18 protein-coding genes and 1 riboswitch are annotated in these 16,106 nt (G+C 46.9%); of the genes, 8 read left to right on the top strand and 10 right to left on the bottom strand.

All coding sequences use genetic code 11. From position 1 onward, the window contains the following. Positions 1 to 13: 13 nt before the first annotated feature. Complete coding sequence (locus HGD79_RS19295) at positions 14 to 643, bottom strand: OB-fold-containig protein (protein WP_139496488.1); 630 nt, start codon at positions 641 to 643, stop codon at positions 14 to 16. A 268-nt stretch (positions 644 to 911) separates the two neighbouring features. On the opposite strand from HGD79_RS19295, the gene glgS reads away from it, so the two are divergent. Next, positions 912 to 1,112 (top strand): cell surface composition regulator GlgS, encoded by a 201-nt coding sequence (glgS, locus tag HGD79_RS19300; RefSeq protein WP_000350095.1) that lies wholly within the window; start codon positions 912 to 914, stop codon positions 1,110 to 1,112. Between the two features lie 42 nt (positions 1,113 to 1,154). Here glgS and HGD79_RS19305 read toward each other — a convergent pair whose 3' ends face one another. The 5 genes from HGD79_RS19305 to ubiK form a co-directional block, all read right to left on the bottom strand. Then, the gene (locus HGD79_RS19305) at positions 1,155 to 2,219 is read right to left on the bottom strand and encodes a fimbrial protein (RefSeq protein ID WP_001269793.1); all 1,065 of its coding nucleotides are present in this window, start codon (positions 2,217 to 2,219) and stop codon (positions 1,155 to 1,157) included. A gap of 1 nt (position 2,220) precedes the next feature. After that, a complete protein-coding gene (locus HGD79_RS19310) occupies positions 2,221 to 2,970 on the bottom strand; it encodes a molecular chaperone (protein ID WP_001269825.1) in 750 nt (249 codons plus the stop codon). Between the two features lie 15 nt (positions 2,971 to 2,985). Next, complete coding sequence (locus tag HGD79_RS19315; RefSeq protein WP_000277135.1) at positions 2,986 to 5,490, bottom strand: fimbria/pilus outer membrane usher protein; 2,505 nt, start codon at positions 5,488 to 5,490, stop codon at positions 2,986 to 2,988. Between the two features lie 59 nt (positions 5,491 to 5,549). After that, positions 5,550 to 6,101 carry a fimbrial-like protein gene (locus HGD79_RS19320; protein ID WP_001272149.1) on the bottom strand — a complete coding sequence of 184 codons (552 nt, stop codon included), beginning with the start codon at positions 6,099 to 6,101 and terminating at the stop codon, positions 5,550 to 5,552. A gap of 282 nt (positions 6,102 to 6,383) precedes the next feature. Then, on the bottom strand, positions 6,384 to 6,674 hold the full coding sequence (gene ubiK / locus HGD79_RS19325) for a ubiquinone biosynthesis accessory factor UbiK (protein ID WP_001297598.1): 291 nt from the start codon (positions 6,672 to 6,674) through the stop codon (positions 6,384 to 6,386). Between the two features lie 121 nt (positions 6,675 to 6,795). Beyond that, a riboswitch (FMN riboswitch) is annotated at positions 6,796 to 6,944 on the top strand. Positions 6,945 to 7,047: 103 nt separating this feature from the next. Here ubiK and ribB point away from each other — a divergent pair. Both ribB and yqiD read left to right on the top strand, forming a co-directional pair. Beyond that, positions 7,048 to 7,701 (top strand): 3,4-dihydroxy-2-butanone-4-phosphate synthase, encoded by a 654-nt coding sequence (ribB, locus tag HGD79_RS19330; protein WP_001076997.1) that lies wholly within the window; start codon positions 7,048 to 7,050, stop codon positions 7,699 to 7,701. Positions 7,702 to 7,960: 259 nt separating this feature from the next. Beyond that, positions 7,961 to 8,131 (top strand): protein YqiD, encoded by a 171-nt coding sequence (yqiD, locus tag HGD79_RS19335; protein WP_000469266.1) that lies wholly within the window; start codon positions 7,961 to 7,963, stop codon positions 8,129 to 8,131. Positions 8,132 to 8,188: 57 nt separating this feature from the next. On the opposite strand, the gene zupT is transcribed toward yqiD, so the two are convergent. Then, the gene (gene zupT / locus HGD79_RS19340) at positions 8,189 to 8,962 is read right to left on the bottom strand and encodes a zinc transporter ZupT (protein WP_001295627.1); all 774 of its coding nucleotides are present in this window, start codon (positions 8,960 to 8,962) and stop codon (positions 8,189 to 8,191) included. Between the two features lie 142 nt (positions 8,963 to 9,104). Here zupT and ygiD point away from each other — a divergent pair, with 142 nt between their 5' ends. Beyond that, positions 9,105 to 9,893, top strand: a complete 789-nt coding sequence (ygiD, locus tag HGD79_RS19345; protein ID WP_096147520.1) for a 4,5-DOPA dioxygenase extradiol — start codon at positions 9,105 to 9,107, stop codon at positions 9,891 to 9,893. 37 nt (positions 9,894 to 9,930) lie between these two features. Here ygiD and HGD79_RS19350 read toward each other — a convergent pair whose 3' ends face one another. From HGD79_RS19350 to tolC, 3 genes are all read right to left on the bottom strand, one after another. After that, positions 9,931 to 11,091 carry a glutathionylspermidine synthase family protein gene (locus HGD79_RS19350; RefSeq protein ID WP_000442860.1) on the bottom strand — a complete coding sequence of 387 codons (1,161 nt, stop codon included), beginning with the start codon at positions 11,089 to 11,091 and terminating at the stop codon, positions 9,931 to 9,933. Positions 11,092 to 11,096: 5 nt separating this feature from the next. Next, positions 11,097 to 11,768, bottom strand: coding sequence for a DUF1190 family protein (locus HGD79_RS19355; protein ID WP_000831543.1), 672 nt, complete (start codon positions 11,766 to 11,768; stop codon positions 11,097 to 11,099). A 147-nt stretch (positions 11,769 to 11,915) separates the two neighbouring features. Continuing rightward, on the bottom strand, positions 11,916 to 13,397 hold the full coding sequence (gene tolC, locus HGD79_RS19360; RefSeq protein WP_000735278.1) for an outer membrane channel protein TolC: 1,482 nt from the start codon (positions 13,395 to 13,397) through the stop codon (positions 11,916 to 11,918). Between the two features lie 204 nt (positions 13,398 to 13,601). Here tolC and nudF point away from each other — a divergent pair, with 204 nt between their 5' ends. Genes nudF through yqiA form a run of 4 tightly spaced genes read left to right on the top strand, consistent with a single transcriptional unit; the run spans position 13,602 to position 16,087 of the window. Continuing rightward, positions 13,602 to 14,231: an ADP-ribose diphosphatase gene (nudF, locus tag HGD79_RS19365; RefSeq protein ID WP_000917117.1), complete on the top strand. Its 630-nt coding sequence runs from the start codon at positions 13,602 to 13,604 to the stop codon at positions 14,229 to 14,231. After that, a complete protein-coding gene (locus tag HGD79_RS19370) occupies positions 14,232 to 14,654 on the top strand; it encodes a DUF1249 family protein (RefSeq protein ID WP_000833393.1) in 423 nt (140 codons plus the stop codon). A 24-nt stretch (positions 14,655 to 14,678) separates the two neighbouring features. Beyond that, positions 14,679 to 15,506 carry a 3',5'-cyclic-AMP phosphodiesterase gene (gene cpdA, locus HGD79_RS19375; protein ID WP_000444747.1) on the top strand — a complete coding sequence of 276 codons (828 nt, stop codon included), beginning with the start codon at positions 14,679 to 14,681 and terminating at the stop codon, positions 15,504 to 15,506. Beyond that, positions 15,506 to 16,087, top strand: coding sequence for an esterase YqiA (yqiA, locus tag HGD79_RS19380; protein ID WP_000105733.1), 582 nt, complete (start codon positions 15,506 to 15,508; stop codon positions 16,085 to 16,087). The genes cpdA and yqiA overlap by 1 nt, the downstream gene beginning before the upstream one ends. The last annotated feature ends 19 nt before the right edge of the window (positions 16,088 to 16,106 follow it).

Raw genomic sequence — 16,106 nt, forward strand, 5'->3', positions numbered from 1 at the left:
TTTGATTAATAAATTACAATATTTGTGGCCAGGGATTGTTTTCCGCCAAATATCGCGTTGCAGAAAGTCGGCAAATAATTAACACTTTGTCTCCTTTAGTGAAAAATTTTCCTTCTTCAGGCTCCAGTAGTAAATAATGTATTTGGCCAAATTGATCGGTGAGTTTTCCTTCGCAGGGATTACCTGAAGTGGCTTGATGACCGGTAATTAATGCCATGCTACCAATATATTCTTCTTCTGTAATAGCTGAACTATGGTCGCGTGGAATCCAGGGCGCAACTATTTTACCGGTATAATGCACCGCAATAATCGTAAACAGTAAACTGACAGGAACCACGAACAGGTTCGACAGTGGTGATTGCCAGACCATGATGCAGGCATGCTGCAACAGGATGCCAATAAGACCAAAAAAACCAGCCAGCAAGCAGAGAACGACGAGAGCTGGCAATCTTCCGATATTGAGATAATGAAGTGCCTGGCTAATATGACCTGTGGTTATGGAATCATAATGGTCAAGACGTGCATCAAGAGCACCGGAGAGCATGTGACCGCAGATAAGCGCTAAAATTTCTAAAAGGCCGATCAACAGTACAAAGGAAATAGCGAAAAGATAAGGGGTATTATAGTCGGCGAATAAAATCATATGTCACTCCAATGTCCATTTAGTGACGCAATATTTACTTTGGGATAGTTTCCTTGCTTACATTTATCTTTGTTAATAATAACACATGTTAGAGAAGTTCTGGAAGAGAAAGTTTTTTAATATGGTTTTTTATTTTTCACTAAAAAGTGTGATCGGGGACAATATATTTACGCACGTTATGTTTAAAGGCACTACACTGATTGGGGAATACTGAAATCAGAAAAAGCATATGGCCTTAAAAGGTATGCGATAACCGGAGGATGTGCTTATGGATCATAGTCTTAATTCTTTAAATAATTTCGATTTCCTGGCGCGTAGTTTTGCCAGAATGCACGCAGAAGGTCGCCCGGTCGATATTCTTGCCGTTACTGGTAACATGGATGAAGAACATAGAACCTGGTTTTGCGCACGTTATGCCTGGTATTGTCAACAGATGATGCAGGCAAGAGAGCTGGAGTTAGAGCACTGATATAACGGGCCTGATGGCCCGTTTTAGTGTTTGTATTAGATGCTAGTTATAGGTGATTTTGAGGATGACGTCTTTACTAAACGGTCCCTCAACAACAGTCTCTGCCGGATTCGCACTAAGTTCTGCCCTGAATGGTGCGGTGACCGAAGGTGCACTAGACGATGAAAAAGAAGCAAATTGTGAGAAGCGGTTAAATTCCGTTGCTGTTCCATCTTTATGAAATATCTTCAATAGCAGTCCATTACCCATATCCAGATGGCTATAATCACTCAAAATATCCGTAGTGAAAAAGCTCCCTAAAATATTGAATTGCTCAGTACAGGCCGCACCAGGATCTTTTGTCATGACTACACTAAACGTCTCACTAACGCTGGTATTTTTAATTGTTCGGGAATTTATTTTACCAAAGTCAACAACGCCATCAGCTGGTTCCAGTGCGACATTAACAAAGCAGTCAAGGACATGAATATTATTTAATCCACGAATCCTGAAGGTCAAATTTTTGTCTACTTCTATAGCTCCTGCGCCACTCATACCTTTAAACTCTAGAGCGATATATTCATCAGGTAACACCAGGTTTTTATTAACTCTATTGGCATTTTTTGCTAATTTAATATAGAGTTGTACGCGAGCTGGAAAGGTTACTGATAATTGAGGCTCAGGACCTCCACTACAGACAGCGGGGTTTTTATAGTGATTATTAAAGGTACCCGCTCCTTTTATATCAATGCATTCTGGTGCTGCGATAGCATTAGGGGCAGTCGAATCATAATCAACTCCATTGTATGTTACGCCAAAAATATAGGAGTTCTGATTATAAAAGTCCTGACCGCCTGGTAAAAACATCATTATATTAGTCCAGGCTGATGGGTATTCTTCTCCAGGTGATGGGGCAGGTAATGCATTATTACAGAAGACATTCATAAAATACTCACTGCTTTGCCAGATCTTATCACCTTTTTTACCATTACTGGGGATAGAAATTCTTGGTACGTAACCAATGACTACGGTATTTCCCCCTTCATGTTCAGCATAGCAGTCCATTGCCCATACAGGTAATGCACTAAAACCTATAATAAATATAATTACAATTAATAAGTAGCGCATATTATTTATCTCGTTTGGCTACGGAAACATTACAAGAGTTATTAACCGTCGGGCAGTTTATTTCATAAAAACTTAATCCACCAAAATCATTGATATAACCAACCTGAAAAGCTGACGGAACATTTTTAAACTGCGTATCTGCATGGCTATAAGGGGTTACCATTAAACTTTGCGTTTGTGGCAACATTGTGATTCCGTTTGTTCCGATATAACCCAGCGTAACGTGATAAGGCATCTTATTGTTAAAGCGGATCGAACCATCATTTCTACGGATGATTTCAACTTTTTCGTAAGACATTACCCCATCATCTTCTAATTCAATAGCTTTTGGTCGCCAGAATAGTTTCAATGCGTGCTGCATAGTGACTTGCATCACATTTTTTTTATCTGTTTTTGGCGGTATTTCTCGCACGTTAAAATAGAAGAGCGTTTCTCTGTCATTAGGCAGTTGAGCAATTTTTTCCTGACTTATCATTCTTATTTGAATTTGCTCACTGGGATTTAAACGTACCATAGGGGGAACCGTGACAATAAAGTCACGTGATTTATTGCCTTTCGTATCTTCTATCCATGTTTGCGCCAGATAGGGTAGATTTTTGCTTTGATTAGTAAGTTTTAATGCTTCCCCTTTATCTGACTCATTCATTATGATACGGGTACGGTCCGGGATGATGGCACCCCAGGCAATGCTGCTCATGCAGGCGAGTAATACTCCTGCTGCAATGAGATTCTTTGTGTTTAAGTAGCGCATTAGTTTCATCCTGAATTAATTTTGGCTAATACACGGTAAAATAACCGTTCCGGTGGTTAAGTTGCTGCTATTGGGTGGTTGAATAAAACAGGATTTATCACCCCAGCGTAAAGTAAGTTTGCTGTCATCCTGAATGCCGTTGAGGTATACAAAGCCGCCATCAGCAACCAGTCCTAATTCTTTATGGCTGGTTTTATCTTTTACGCTAATCCCCAGTGGTGGGTGACTACCATCTGCCAGGCGAATAACCCCCATGATTTGATAGCCCTTGCGGGTATCAAGTTTGGCGTAGCCAATAGCACCTTCGGTTAAGGTGGTGGTGATAACCGAGTTTTCGATATCCACATTTTCTGGAAGATTTCGGGTATCAACGCTTAATGATGTTGTTATGTAACTGCTGACTGATGGAATAACTCCGATGCCATACCGATTAGTTACCGCGCGTTTATTGTTCAACGGAATATCTTCTGCACCATCTGCGTCGATCATAAAACGCGAGTCAGCACTACCACTATAGTCATGGAAAGCGGCTCCGTGACGAGTCGCCGTGAATGAACCATTCCAACTGGCATTCAGAGAATAATAACTGTCTCGCTGTGATGTCCCGGAGAGATAGAGACGACCGTTCTCGGTATTATGCTGATAACTGGCGCGTAGTGACGCTTTCATATCTTTGAATTCATCATTGTCGCCTGAAGCAGAAACGCTCCAGGAATTATTTCGATCGGAAGAGTCATACCACGAAGCAGTATGCGAAATCTTGTTATCCTGATTTCGTTGCATACCATAGCTCAATGTTCTACTGGTTCCCCAGGGAATCGAAATATTTAGGTACAGTTGATCCTGGTTGTCTTCTTCCCAGTTTATTCGGCTAAATGTTAGAGAAGTGGAGACGTTTTTTAATGGCCCGATATCAAAATCGCGGCTAAGTGATAATGAATAATTCACATTACTGCTGGCGTCCCAGTAAGTATTACGAGCCAAACTTACGTATGTATTTAACCTTAATGATTCAAGATACTGGTTAAACGTGACAATATAACTCTCTTTTTCATTCTGATAATTCGTGTAATGGTTAGTGTCATTGATATATTCATTCATTGTCACAAAGTTTTTATCAGAGAAACGGTAACCAGCGAAAGTGAGCTGGCTACCGGTAGATTCAAAACGTTTTGAATAGTTAGCGCGGTAGCTATAACCCGTTTCTTTATCCTGATTATGCAACTGAGCATCAGATCGTGTGACATCAAAAGATAATGAACCCAATGAGTTAAGGTTAAAGCCAACGCCGGCAGCCAGAGATTGATAATCACGGTTTGTTAAAACTGAACCACCATACAGGGATACATTGTTCAGCCAACCCCATGAGAATTCACCAGTCCAGAAGAAGGGTTGTTGTAAGGAATCACCACCAACGCTGGTCGGTTTACCCATAGCAGTGGTGTAGCGAATCTGCCCTTTACGCGTCAGATAAGGAATACTATTAGATGCAACTTGCCATTGCGTGACTTGCCCGTCCTCTTCTTCAACCTTGACGTCCAGTTGCCCCTGTAATGTATTGAATAAATTAGTAATAGCAAATGGGCCAGGAGGAACATTTTCTTGATAAATAATACGGTTGTTCTGTGAGACAGTGACCTTTGCATTCGTTTGTGCAACACCCGTGATTTGCGGTGCGTAACCACGTAGATCAGGCGGCAACATATTCTCATCGCTTTTCAACGAAACGCCAGAAAAATGGAAAGAGTCGAAAATAGAGGATTCAGTATCGTATTGACCTATAGTTAGTTTTGCATTAATTGCTGGGATTGGGCGAAACAAATAAATACGCGGAAAATCCAGGTTGTTCGCCTGGCTTTTGCCATTGTTAAATGACTGATCGTACTGGTAATCAGTACGCAGGCGCCAGGCCCCAAGATTAACCCCAGCCTGCCCATAGGAACTTATATTTTGTGAATTATCGCCCTGATGTGGTGCATAATGAGAGGCATATAAATTGTAGTCAAGAAATGCCCCAGCAATACCATGATCCCAAAGTTCAGGAGGCGTCCAGTTTGCATCTTTGTATTTTAACCATGCCTGAGGTGCAGATATGGATAATTGCATTTTCCCTTTATCGAGATAAGTTGTAATTTGTTTTTCTTTTTCGATAGGGTAACAACCATCGATCAGGTTTTGCTGAGCCACTTCAATAATCTCATCAGTAAAGCCTAATAATGTTAATTGCTCTGGAGTCAGACAAACTGCAGTTTGGTTATCAATTAATACCCATTGCAGGTCCAGATGGATTGGCGTCCTTTTATTATTAATAAGAGCGTTTAATGAGTATTTACCTACGGGTAATTGGCCATCAGTTTCAAATTGGGAAAGGTTAACGTTTTCACGATCTTCGGCTTCAATTAAATCTTTGTTGAATTCAACGGCATAAGCTGACGCACAACCAATGATGAGAACGGATAATGAACAATAAATATTTTTAATCAATTCGCTTATTGTGGTTAATTTTAATTTTTTATACATCTGTTCCACTTATCATTAATCCGTTAATGATGTGGCCGGGCGAACCCGGCCTAATGTGATTACTCGTAAGCAATCTTATAGTCAGCCTGAGCGTAAACGTTGCCCGGGGTAGCATCTTTGCTTGGGGATTCCATACGAGCTTTGAAGTTCAGTTCCTGATAGCTGTTAGTATTGTTGAATGTAATTACTACCGGAGTACCTAAAGTCACTTCGCCGCTCTGGCTATCCAGAATACGTACGCCAACGCCTGTGGCACCACCGATTTCAGTTTCTTTGGTGTTTTTCAGCAGGTCAGTCTGACCCGTCATAGTATTCGCTGTGGTGAAAGTAACCTTCGCTTTTGAATAAGTGGTTCCACCCTGGCTCAACATGCAGTCTTGCAGGTGAATAGTGAAAGGCTCAGCCAAAGATTTCTGGTCGCTTTTCAGAACGGTATCTGCTACTTCACCCAGATTTACAGTTAAGTCTTCGTCACCTGGTTTAATTGAACATGGAGCAGAGATAACTTCACCTTTAAATTTAACAATGCCGTGACCTTCGTCAGCAAATACGTTATTGGAAAGAATCATTGCTACGCCAGCAACAAGAAGTGACTTTTTAAAAGCAGACATAATATTCCTTTATATAAATATAAGTAGAAAATGAATGATTAGTAACTGTTATTTAAGGATTGCTAATCATTCAAATATTATATTTTACTTTTCGGGTTTTATGAAATTAGTTTATCTAAATATGGATTAAGTAAAACTTAAAAAATACATAACAATTATATTTTCAATTGCACTCATTCATTTTTGTGATGATATTCTGAATGGAATTAAGCGATAAGGTAATAGAAAGCACTGTAAATTAGAGGATTAATTCATAATTTACAGTGCATTAAAGACAAATGTTTACAGCGTTGGGGGGAGAGTCTCTGGATCTGGCTGCTTTTTAATCTCAGTACTGCGATTTTCCAGTTCGCTCATTCTTTGTTCAAGCAGCGCCAGTTTCTCACGAGTCCGTAACAGGACTTGCGTTTGGACGTCGAACTCTTCACGGCTTACAAGGTCGAGGCGCGTCAGCTGAGCTTGTAGGGTTTGGCGGATTTTTTTCTCCACATCTTCCCCGAACTCCCTGATTCCTTTAGGCATTGATTCGTGAACCTGGCGAGCGATTTGCTCAATTTTTTTCGGGTCAATCATTGTAGTTTCCCTGTACTGATAGGTGTTGAGTACCATTGTAGTGCGATAAGGGTAAGTCATAAACCAGAATTATGTGAAGCTATGCGTTGCTGCCGCTAATCATTAGCGTTATAGTGAATCCGCTTATTCTCAGGGCGGGGCGAAATTCCCCACCGGCGGTAAATCAACTCAGTTGAAAGCCCGCGAGCGCTTTGGGTGCGAACTCAAAGGACAGCAGATCCGGTGTAATTCCGGGGCCGACGGTTAGAGTCCGGATGGGAGAGAGTAACGATTCTGTCGGGCATGGACCCGCTCACGTTATTTTGGCTATATGCCGCCACTCCTAAGACTGCCCTGATTCTGGTAACCATAATTTTAGTGAGGTTTTTTTACCATGAATCAGACGCTACTTTCCTCTTTTGGTACGCCTTTCGAACGTGTTGAAAATGCACTGGCTGCGCTGCGTGAAGGACGCGGTGTAATGGTGCTTGATGATGAAGACCGTGAAAACGAAGGCGATATGATCTTCCCGGCAGAAACCATGACCGTTGAGCAGATGGCGCTGACCATTCGCCACGGTAGCGGTATTGTTTGCCTGTGCATCACTGAAGATCGCCGTAAACAACTTGATCTGCCAATGATGGTAGAAAATAACACCAGCGCCTATGGCACCGGTTTTACCGTGACCATTGAAGCGGCTGAAGGTGTGACTACCGGTGTTTCTGCCGCTGATCGTATTACGACCGTTCGCGCAGCGATTGCCGATGGCGCAAAACCTTCTGATCTGAATCGCCCGGGCCACGTTTTCCCACTTCGCGCGCAGGCAGGTGGTGTACTGACGCGTGGCGGTCATACTGAAGCGACTATTGATTTGATGACGCTGGCAGGCTTTAAACCGGCTGGTGTGCTGTGTGAGCTGACTAATGACGATGGCACGATGGCGCGTGCACCAGAGTGCATTGAGTTTGCCAATAAACACAATATGGCGCTCGTGACTATTGAAGACCTGGTGGCATACCGTCAGGCACATGAGCGTAAAGCCAGCTGAAAACCGCTGCTTAATTACTGCCTTAATCAAGAAACCGAAGTTGTAGCTGGCTTCGGTTTTTATTTTGCCCCGCTATGCAAGATGTTAATTCCGCTTCTCTTTCTATGAGAAAATTTCATTAATATCAGGCATTCTTTTCATTATGATCAAAATCATATAATTGTTCCGTTATTATGCGACCATATGAATATATCCGAAAAAGGATATGTGAAATTTATGCGCTAAATGTTTAGTATTGTTAAATATTAAGGGTAAAAGGATGTTTATCGCCTGGTACTGGATTGTATTGATTGCTCTGGTTGTGGTGGGTTATTTCCTGCATTTGAAACGTTATTGTCGGGCGTTTCGCCAGGACAGAGACGCACTGCTTGAAGCGCGGAACAAATACTTAAACAGTACGAGAGAAGAGACAGCCGAAAAGGTAGAATAAGGCTTTCGTGAAGCTGGCAGAAGTTGTCCATGTGCTGGACAACTTCTGATGTTGTTTTTAACCAATTCCCGCCGTTTGTAGCAGCACTAAACTGAATCCCATCACTGACATTCCACATAGTACGCCATAGCTGGGGTTATTATTAGGGTCAATCTCTTTGGCGAGCGGCATTAATTCATCAACCGAGAGCGCCACCATAATTCCTGCAACCGCCGCCATGATTGCCGCCATGACCACCGGGGAAATCATGCTACCGAGGATTAACCACGCCAGCACACCACCAAGAATTTCTGCTAGTCCAGAAATCCCCGCCCACAGAATCGCGGTGCGTTTAGACCCCGTTGCCGCATAAACCGGGCCTGCCACTGCCAGACCTTCAGGGATATTGTGCAAAGCGACGGCCAGTGCGATGCCAAATCCCAGCTCCAGGTTGCTGCTCGCCGTGACAAAGGTGGCAATCCCTTCCGGGAAGTTATGCAGACTGATGCCGAGAGTGAGCAGAATGGCTGTGCGCTTGATCGATTTTGGCAACGGCTGCACCGATTTTTGCATTAAATCCTGCGGATGCGCATGTGGCAACATGCGGTCCAGGCCAAAATAGCCAAGCAGACCGAAGATAAACATTCCATAACCCAACACAGGCGACATTCCTTCAGCTGCTAGTGCGGCAGGAAGCATTTCCATTAATGAGATGAGCAACATGATCCCCGCCGCAAATCCTAGCGAAAACGCCAGTAAGCGGTTCGAGGGTTTTTGCCCGAGAACGCCGAGAAACGCGCCAATAAACGTGGCTGCCCCCGCCAGTATGGTCAGAATGAGAGGTACTGACATCGACAACTCCTTATAAATCTTCACCTTCAGGCAGATCGTCAAAATAACTGATGATCATCATCATTGTTATCCGGGTTCTTACTCCGCCGAACAAGCGTATTGTGAGGATATCAAAATGACACCTTTAGTTAAGGATATCATCATGTCTTCAACACGTATGCCAGCATTGTTTTTAGGTCACGGTAGTCCGATGAACGTGCTGGAAGATAATTTGTATACCCGCAGCTGGCAGAAGTTGGGGATGACATTGCCACGCCCGCAAGCGATTGTGGTGGTTTCGGCTCACTGGTTTACCCGTGGAACAGGAGTGACCGCGATGGAGACGCCGCCCACGATTCATGACTTTGGTGGCTTCCCGCAGGCGCTGTACGATACGCATTATCCTGCTCCGGGTTCGCCTGTGCTGGCACAGCATCTGGTTGAGCTGTTAGCGCCGGTCCCGGTGACGCTGGATAAAGAAGCCTGGGGCTTTGACCACGGTTCCTGGGGCGTGCTGATTAAGATGTATCCTGACGCCGATATCCCGATGGTGCAGTTGAGTATCGACAGTAGCAAACCTGCCGCCTGGCATTTCGAAATGGGGCGCAAACTGGCAGCGCTGCGAGATGAAGGAATAATGTTGGTCGCCAGTGGCAACGTGGTGCATAACCTGCGTACAGTGAAGTGGCACGGTGATAGTTCACCATATCCTTGGGCGATGTCGTTTAATGAGTATGTGAAAGCGAATCTGACGTGGCAAGGGGCGGTAGAGCAGCATCCTCTGGTGAATTACCTCGACCATGAAGGTGGCGCGTTATCGACCCCAACGCCGGAGCACTATCTGCCGTTGTTGTATGTCTTAGGTGCGTGGGATGGGCAGGAGCCAATTACCATTCCGGTCGATGGTATAGAAATGGGCAGCCTGAGTATGCTGTCGGTGCAGATAGGTTAACAATTACCGGATGGCGAATGCCATCCGGCATCATTGATTACTCAACAAAAATATGTGGATAAAACCGAGACATATCCTGGGTGATCAATGCACGGTCTTCACGAATGCCAATTCCGGCGGGTTGATCGTTCACCAGCCAGCTACCAATCAGCATATAGCTGTCGCCGAATTTCGGTAACGGGTGGAATTGCTGAACAATCATCCCTTCTTCGCCATACGGACCTTCCGCTGCTTCAATGGTTTTGCCGTTTTCAATGATCGACACGTTTGCGCCTTCACGGGAGAAGATCGGTTTAACCACATATTTTTCCATTTGCGGATGATCATCTTCCGCAAAATAAGCGGGCAGCAGGTTCGGGTGATTCGGGAACATCTCCCACAGTAGCGGTAGAAGTGCCTTGTTGGAGATAATGCTCTTCCACGCCGGTTCCAGCCAGCGTACGCCTGCATCCTCCAGCTTGGTGGAAAACATCTCACGCAACATAAATTCCCACGGATACAGCTTGAACAGGTTGGAAATTACCTGATCCTGTAAATCCGTGAACTGACCTTTTTCACCTAACCCGATATCATCGATGTAGAGGAACTCAGTAGCAATTTCAGCTTCCGTTGCGCAGTCCTGCAAATACTGAATGGTTCCGCGATCTTCCACCGTGTCGCGACAGCAGGTGAGATGCAGCAACTGGAAGCCATACTGTTCACGCAGCTCAACGAAGCGATCGATCAGTTTTTCTTGCAGACTGTTAAACTGGTCGCTGCCCTCCGGCAAGTTACCGGCGTTAAGCTGATCTTCCAGCCAGATCCACTGAAAGAACGCCGCCTCGTATAGTGACGTTGGCGTATCGGCGTTATTTTCCAGAAGTTTAGGTTCGCCAGTGCCATCCCACGCCAGATCAAGACGCGAATAAAGCGATGGCTGGTGCGTCAGCCATGACTGGCGCACAAAACTCCAGGTGTGTTTTGGAATGCGGAATTTGGTCATCAGCTCATCGCTGGCGATCACTTTTTCCACCACTTTCAGGCACATCTGGTGCAGTTCGGCGGTGACTTCTTCCAGCTTTTCAACCTGGGCGAGGGTCAACTTGTAGTAAGCATCTTCACACCAGTACGGCTCGCCGTACATGGTGTGAAAATTGAAACCGTATTCGTGGGCTTTCTCACGCCAGTCCGGGCGCTCGGTAATACTGACTCTTTCCATCGGTATCAGCCACCCATTGAACGAGAAGAGGTGCCAGTTGCGCTACGCTGCATAGTGCTTTGTTTGGCAACAGATTCACCAAAACCGCCACGGGTAACGGTAGTGGTGGTCGCCGGTTTTGGTGCCATGGCTGTCTTCGGTACGGTCATGGTGCGGCCTGGCTGGGCTGCGCCATAGTTTTTACCCGTCGCGTCGGTATATTTACCGTAAGCCGGGCTGGCTGGGTTTTTCGAGGAGAACAGCGGCTGCTGTGCAAATCCCGCGCCGCCGCCCATCAGACGCCCCATCATGTAACCGGCCATCAGCGGCATCCAGAAACTCCCGCTGGATTGCTGGGCCTGCGCCTGGTTTTCTGGTGCCATGCCAGCCTGGGCTGGTGCCTGCTGGCACTGACCTTCACCAAATTCAGCAACACAGTCTTCACGGGTGGCGTATTTCGGCGCAGTACGTTCGGCTTCTTTCAGCGCATTGTTGTACGCGGTGGTACATTCGGCGCTTTTGCCTGGGTTTGCAGCTGAACAGTCGTCAGCATTTTGATAGAGAGACACTGTTTCATCACTCTTTTCACAGCCAGCCAGCATAAAAACAGTGGCAACCGCGAGAGCGACTGGTGTCAGATGGCGCGCGCTCCAGTTTTTGCGGAACGATGCGTGGCGTATGGATTTTGTCCGTTTCATTTTTGTCTTCCGGGACCAGTGGTAAATACCCATCAGAATAGAGGATGGCTGGTCGAAATTGAAGCGAGAAGGGGGAAGAATGCGGCAGATAACCCGTATCTTTACGTTGCCTTACGTTCAGACGGGGCCGAAGCCCCGTCGTCGTCATCAGTTACGGAAAGGGTTATGACCGTTACTGGTGGTAGTGCGTGCGGATGTTTGCTGAACGACGGGTGCCGGGCTATCAGGCGCATAACCATCAGCAATAGCATTCTGTTCCGGCGTTTGCGGGGCAACGTTTTCCGGATTAGTGGAAACCGGTTTGCTCAGCGCATTGTTCAGTGCCAGCAGATCCTGCTCGTTCAACGTACCCAGGGCTGACTTAATATTCAGCTGATTAATCAGGTAGTTATAACGCGCATTTGCCAGCTCTTGCTTAGCGTTGTACAGCGTGGTGGTTGCATCCAACACATCAACAATGGTACGCGTACCGACCGAGTAGCCCGCTTCCATCGCGTCTAATGAGCTTTGAGCGGAAACTACGGCTTGTTTGTAGGCGTTAATGCTACTGATAGATGCATTAATGTTGTTGAAGGAGGAACGTACGGTTTGCACGACGCTACGATGCGCGCTTTCCAGTTGCTCGCTGGCACCAACAAAGTTGTACTGGGCCTGTTTCACCTGCGAGTTAACCATTCCGCCCTGATAAATCGGCAGCGAGAAGCTCAGGCCCACTTTGTTCTGGCCCATATTGCTGTCGTCATACTGGGTACCAGCGGCACCACGAGTTTTCGAACCGCTATAAGAGGTGTCAGAAATCCCGGTAGAAGCCGTTAAATCCAGCGTCGGTAAGTGACCATCCTGCGCCTGGCGAATTTGCTCGCGCGCCAGGTCCTGGCTCAAGCGTGCCTGTAACAGCGACAGGTTGCGTTTTTCGGCTTCTTTCAGCAGCGCGTTAACCGGCTGTGGTTTGTCGGTTTTAAAGTTTTCGACATTCAGCGCTGCCAGTTCTGGATAGTAGTTACCGGTGATCTGGCGCAGCTGCTCTACCGCGTTATCAAGGTTATTACGTGCGGTCACTTCGTTCGCCAGCACGGTATCGTACTGCGCGCGGGCGTTCTGCACGTCGGTGATCGCTACCAGGCCCACGTTAAAACGTTGGGTGGTTTGATCTAATTGACGGTAGATCGCTTCTTTTTGTGCCTGTGTATAGGAAAGAACGTCAATAGCATTCAACACGTTGAAATAAGCGGTCGCGGTGTTGAGGATCAAGGTTTGCTGATCGGTCTGATATGTGACGTCCTGAATCCCTGCAGCTTTTTCCTGCAGCGTTAACGCACGCCATTTCGACATATCAAAAATGGATTGAGTTAACTGCAGGGACGCACTGGTCGCGTTCGAGTTGATGCCGTTCGCGTCGCGGTAGCCGTTGCTATAGGTGTAATCTGCACCTAAACCTAGCTGTGGCAGTAATGGACTGCGCGCTTCATTAATTTTTTCAAAGGCAGCATCACGATCGGCGGCAGACTTACGCAATTCCGGGTTACTAAGGCGTGCTTGCTGATAAACTTGCATCAGGTTCTCGGCCTGGCTCAACGAACTGAACCCAGAAAGGCTCAGGCCGATAAGAATGGGGAGCAATTTCTTCATTTGCATTCCTTGTGGTGAAGCAGTATTTAGCGCGATCAAACTGTAAAATTATTGCGGATTCTAGCAGAAGCCGCTACCGCAAAAGGTTGGCGTTACGTGCCATAGGGCGTTAATGTGCCTCAATTTAACACATGACTGCTCAAACGGCAGTCAAACGTCGCTGAAATTCACATTTAATTCACTATTAGTGCCAGGACATTAACAATGCTTAAGCCAGACAACCTGCCCGTTACATTTGGCAAAAACGATGTAGAAATTATTGCACGAGAAACACTTTATCGCGGCTTTTTTTCATTAGATCTTTATAGATTTCGTCATCGTTTATTCAACGGGCAAATGAGTCATGAGGTACGGAGGGAAATTTTTGAGCGCGGTCACGCCGCAGTCTTGCTACCCTTTGACCCAGTGCGTGATGAAGTTGTGCTGATTGAGCAGATTCGGATTGCCGCATACGACACCAGTGAAACCCCCTGGCTACTGGAGATGGTTGCCGGGATGATAGAAGAGGGTGAAAGTGTGGAAGATGTTGCCCGTCGCGAAGCGATTGAAGAGGCGGGACTGATAGTCAAACGGACCAAACCGGTGTTAAGTTTCCTGGCAAGCCCGGGGGGCACCAGTGAGCGTTCGTCAATTATGGTGGGCGAAGTGGACGCCACGACCGCAAGCGGTATTCATGGTCTGGCTGATGAAAACGAAGATATTCGCGTTCATGTGGTAAGCCGGGAACAGGCATACCAGTGGGTAGAAGAGGGGAAAATCGACAACGCAGCGTCGGTCATCGCTTTGCAATGGCTGCAGCTGCATCATCAAGCGTTAAAAAATGAGTGGGCATAAATGAAGCGTTACACACCTGACTTTCCTGAAATGATGCGCCTGTGCGAGATGAACTTTTCACAATTGCGCCGTTTGTTACCGCGCAATGACGCACCCGGCGAAACTGTAAGCTATCAGGTGGCAAACGCACAATATCGGCTGACGATTGTGGAATCGACCCGATACACTACCCTGGTGACAATAGAACAGACTGCGCCCGCGATCAGTTACTGGAGCCTTCCGTCAATGACGGTGCGTCTGTATCATGACGCGATGGTGGCTGAAGTGTGTTCAAGCCAGCAGATTTTTCGCTTCAAAGCGCGGTATGATTATCCTAATAAAAAGTTGCATCAACGCGACGAAAAGCATCAAATTAACCAGTTTTTAGCGGACTGGTTGCGATACTGTTTAGCACATGGAGCGATGGCGATTCCGGTTTACTAGCGTCGTGAAACCTAAGGACACCATTTGGAAAGCCTGTTAACCCTTCCTCTGGCTGGTGAGGCCAGAGTCAGGATTTTACAAATTACCGATACTCACCTGTTTGCACAAAAGCACGAAGCCCTGTTAGGGGTAAACACCTGGGAAAGCTACCAGGCGGTGCTGGAGGCGATTCGTCCACATCAGCACGAATTCGACCTGATTGTCGCGACAGGTGATTTAGCGCAGGATCAATCCTCTGCGGCCTATCAGCATTTCGCTGAAGGCATCGCAAGTTTTCGTGCGCCCTGCGTCTGGCTGCCGGGCAACCACGATTTCCAGCCCGCGATGTACAGCGCGTTACAGGATGCGGGTATCTCCCCGGCGAAGCGCGTGTTTATTGGTGAGCAATGGCAAATCCTGTTGCTGGATAGCCAGGTGTTTGGCGTGCCGCACGGTGAGCTGAGCGAGTTTCAGCTTGAGTGGCTGGAACGTAAACTGGCCGATGCGCCAGAACGCCATACGTTGCTGCTGCTGCATCATCATCCGCTACCTGCGGGTTGTAGTTGGCTCGATCAACACAGTCTGCGTAACGCGGGCGAACTGGATACCGTGCTGGCGAAGTTTCCGCACGTCAAATACTTGCTGTGCGGTCATATTCATCAGGAGCTGGATCTCGACTGGAACGGTCGCCGCCTGCTGGCAACGCCGTCGACCTGTGTGCAGTTTAAGCCGCACTGTTCCAACTTTACGCTGGATACTATCGCGCCCGGCTGGCGTACTCTCGAGTTACATGCTGATGGCACGCTGACCACCGAGGTGCATCGCCTGGCGGACACACGTTTCCAACCTGATACCGCTTCAGAAGGCTACTGATGTCTACGCTTCTTTATTTACACGGTTTCAACAGCTCGCCGCGCTCTGCAAAAGCGAGCTTGTTAAAAAACTGGCTGGCGGAACATCACCCTGACGTTGAGATGATCATTCCGCAGTTGCCGCCGTATCCTTCCGACGCGGCAGAGCTGCTGGAATCCATTGTCCTGGAACATGGCGGCGATTCGCTGGGTATTGTCGGTTCGTCACTGGGGGGATATTACGCCACCTGGTTGTCACAATGTTTTATGCTGCCCGCAGTGGTGGTAAACCCGGCGGTGCGCCCGTTTGAACTGCTGACGGACTATCTCGGTCAGAACGAGAACCCCTACACCGGGCAGCAATATGTGCTAGAGTCACGCCATATTTACGATCTCAAAGTCATGCAGATTGACCCGCTGGAAGCGCCGGATTTGATCTGGCTGCTGCAACAGACGGGAGATGAAGTGCTGGATTACCGCCAGGCGGTGGCGTACTACGCTTCCTGCCGCCAGACTGTCATAGAAGGCGGCAACCACGCATTCACGGGCTTCGAAGATTATTTCAACCCGATCGTCGATTTTCTTGGTCTGCACCATCTCTGACGATCAACTCGAATTGCTA

The organism is Escherichia sp. SCLE84 (genome assembly GCF_012584495.1).
Taxonomy (GTDB): domain Bacteria; phylum Pseudomonadota; class Gammaproteobacteria; order Enterobacterales; family Enterobacteriaceae; genus ECMA0423.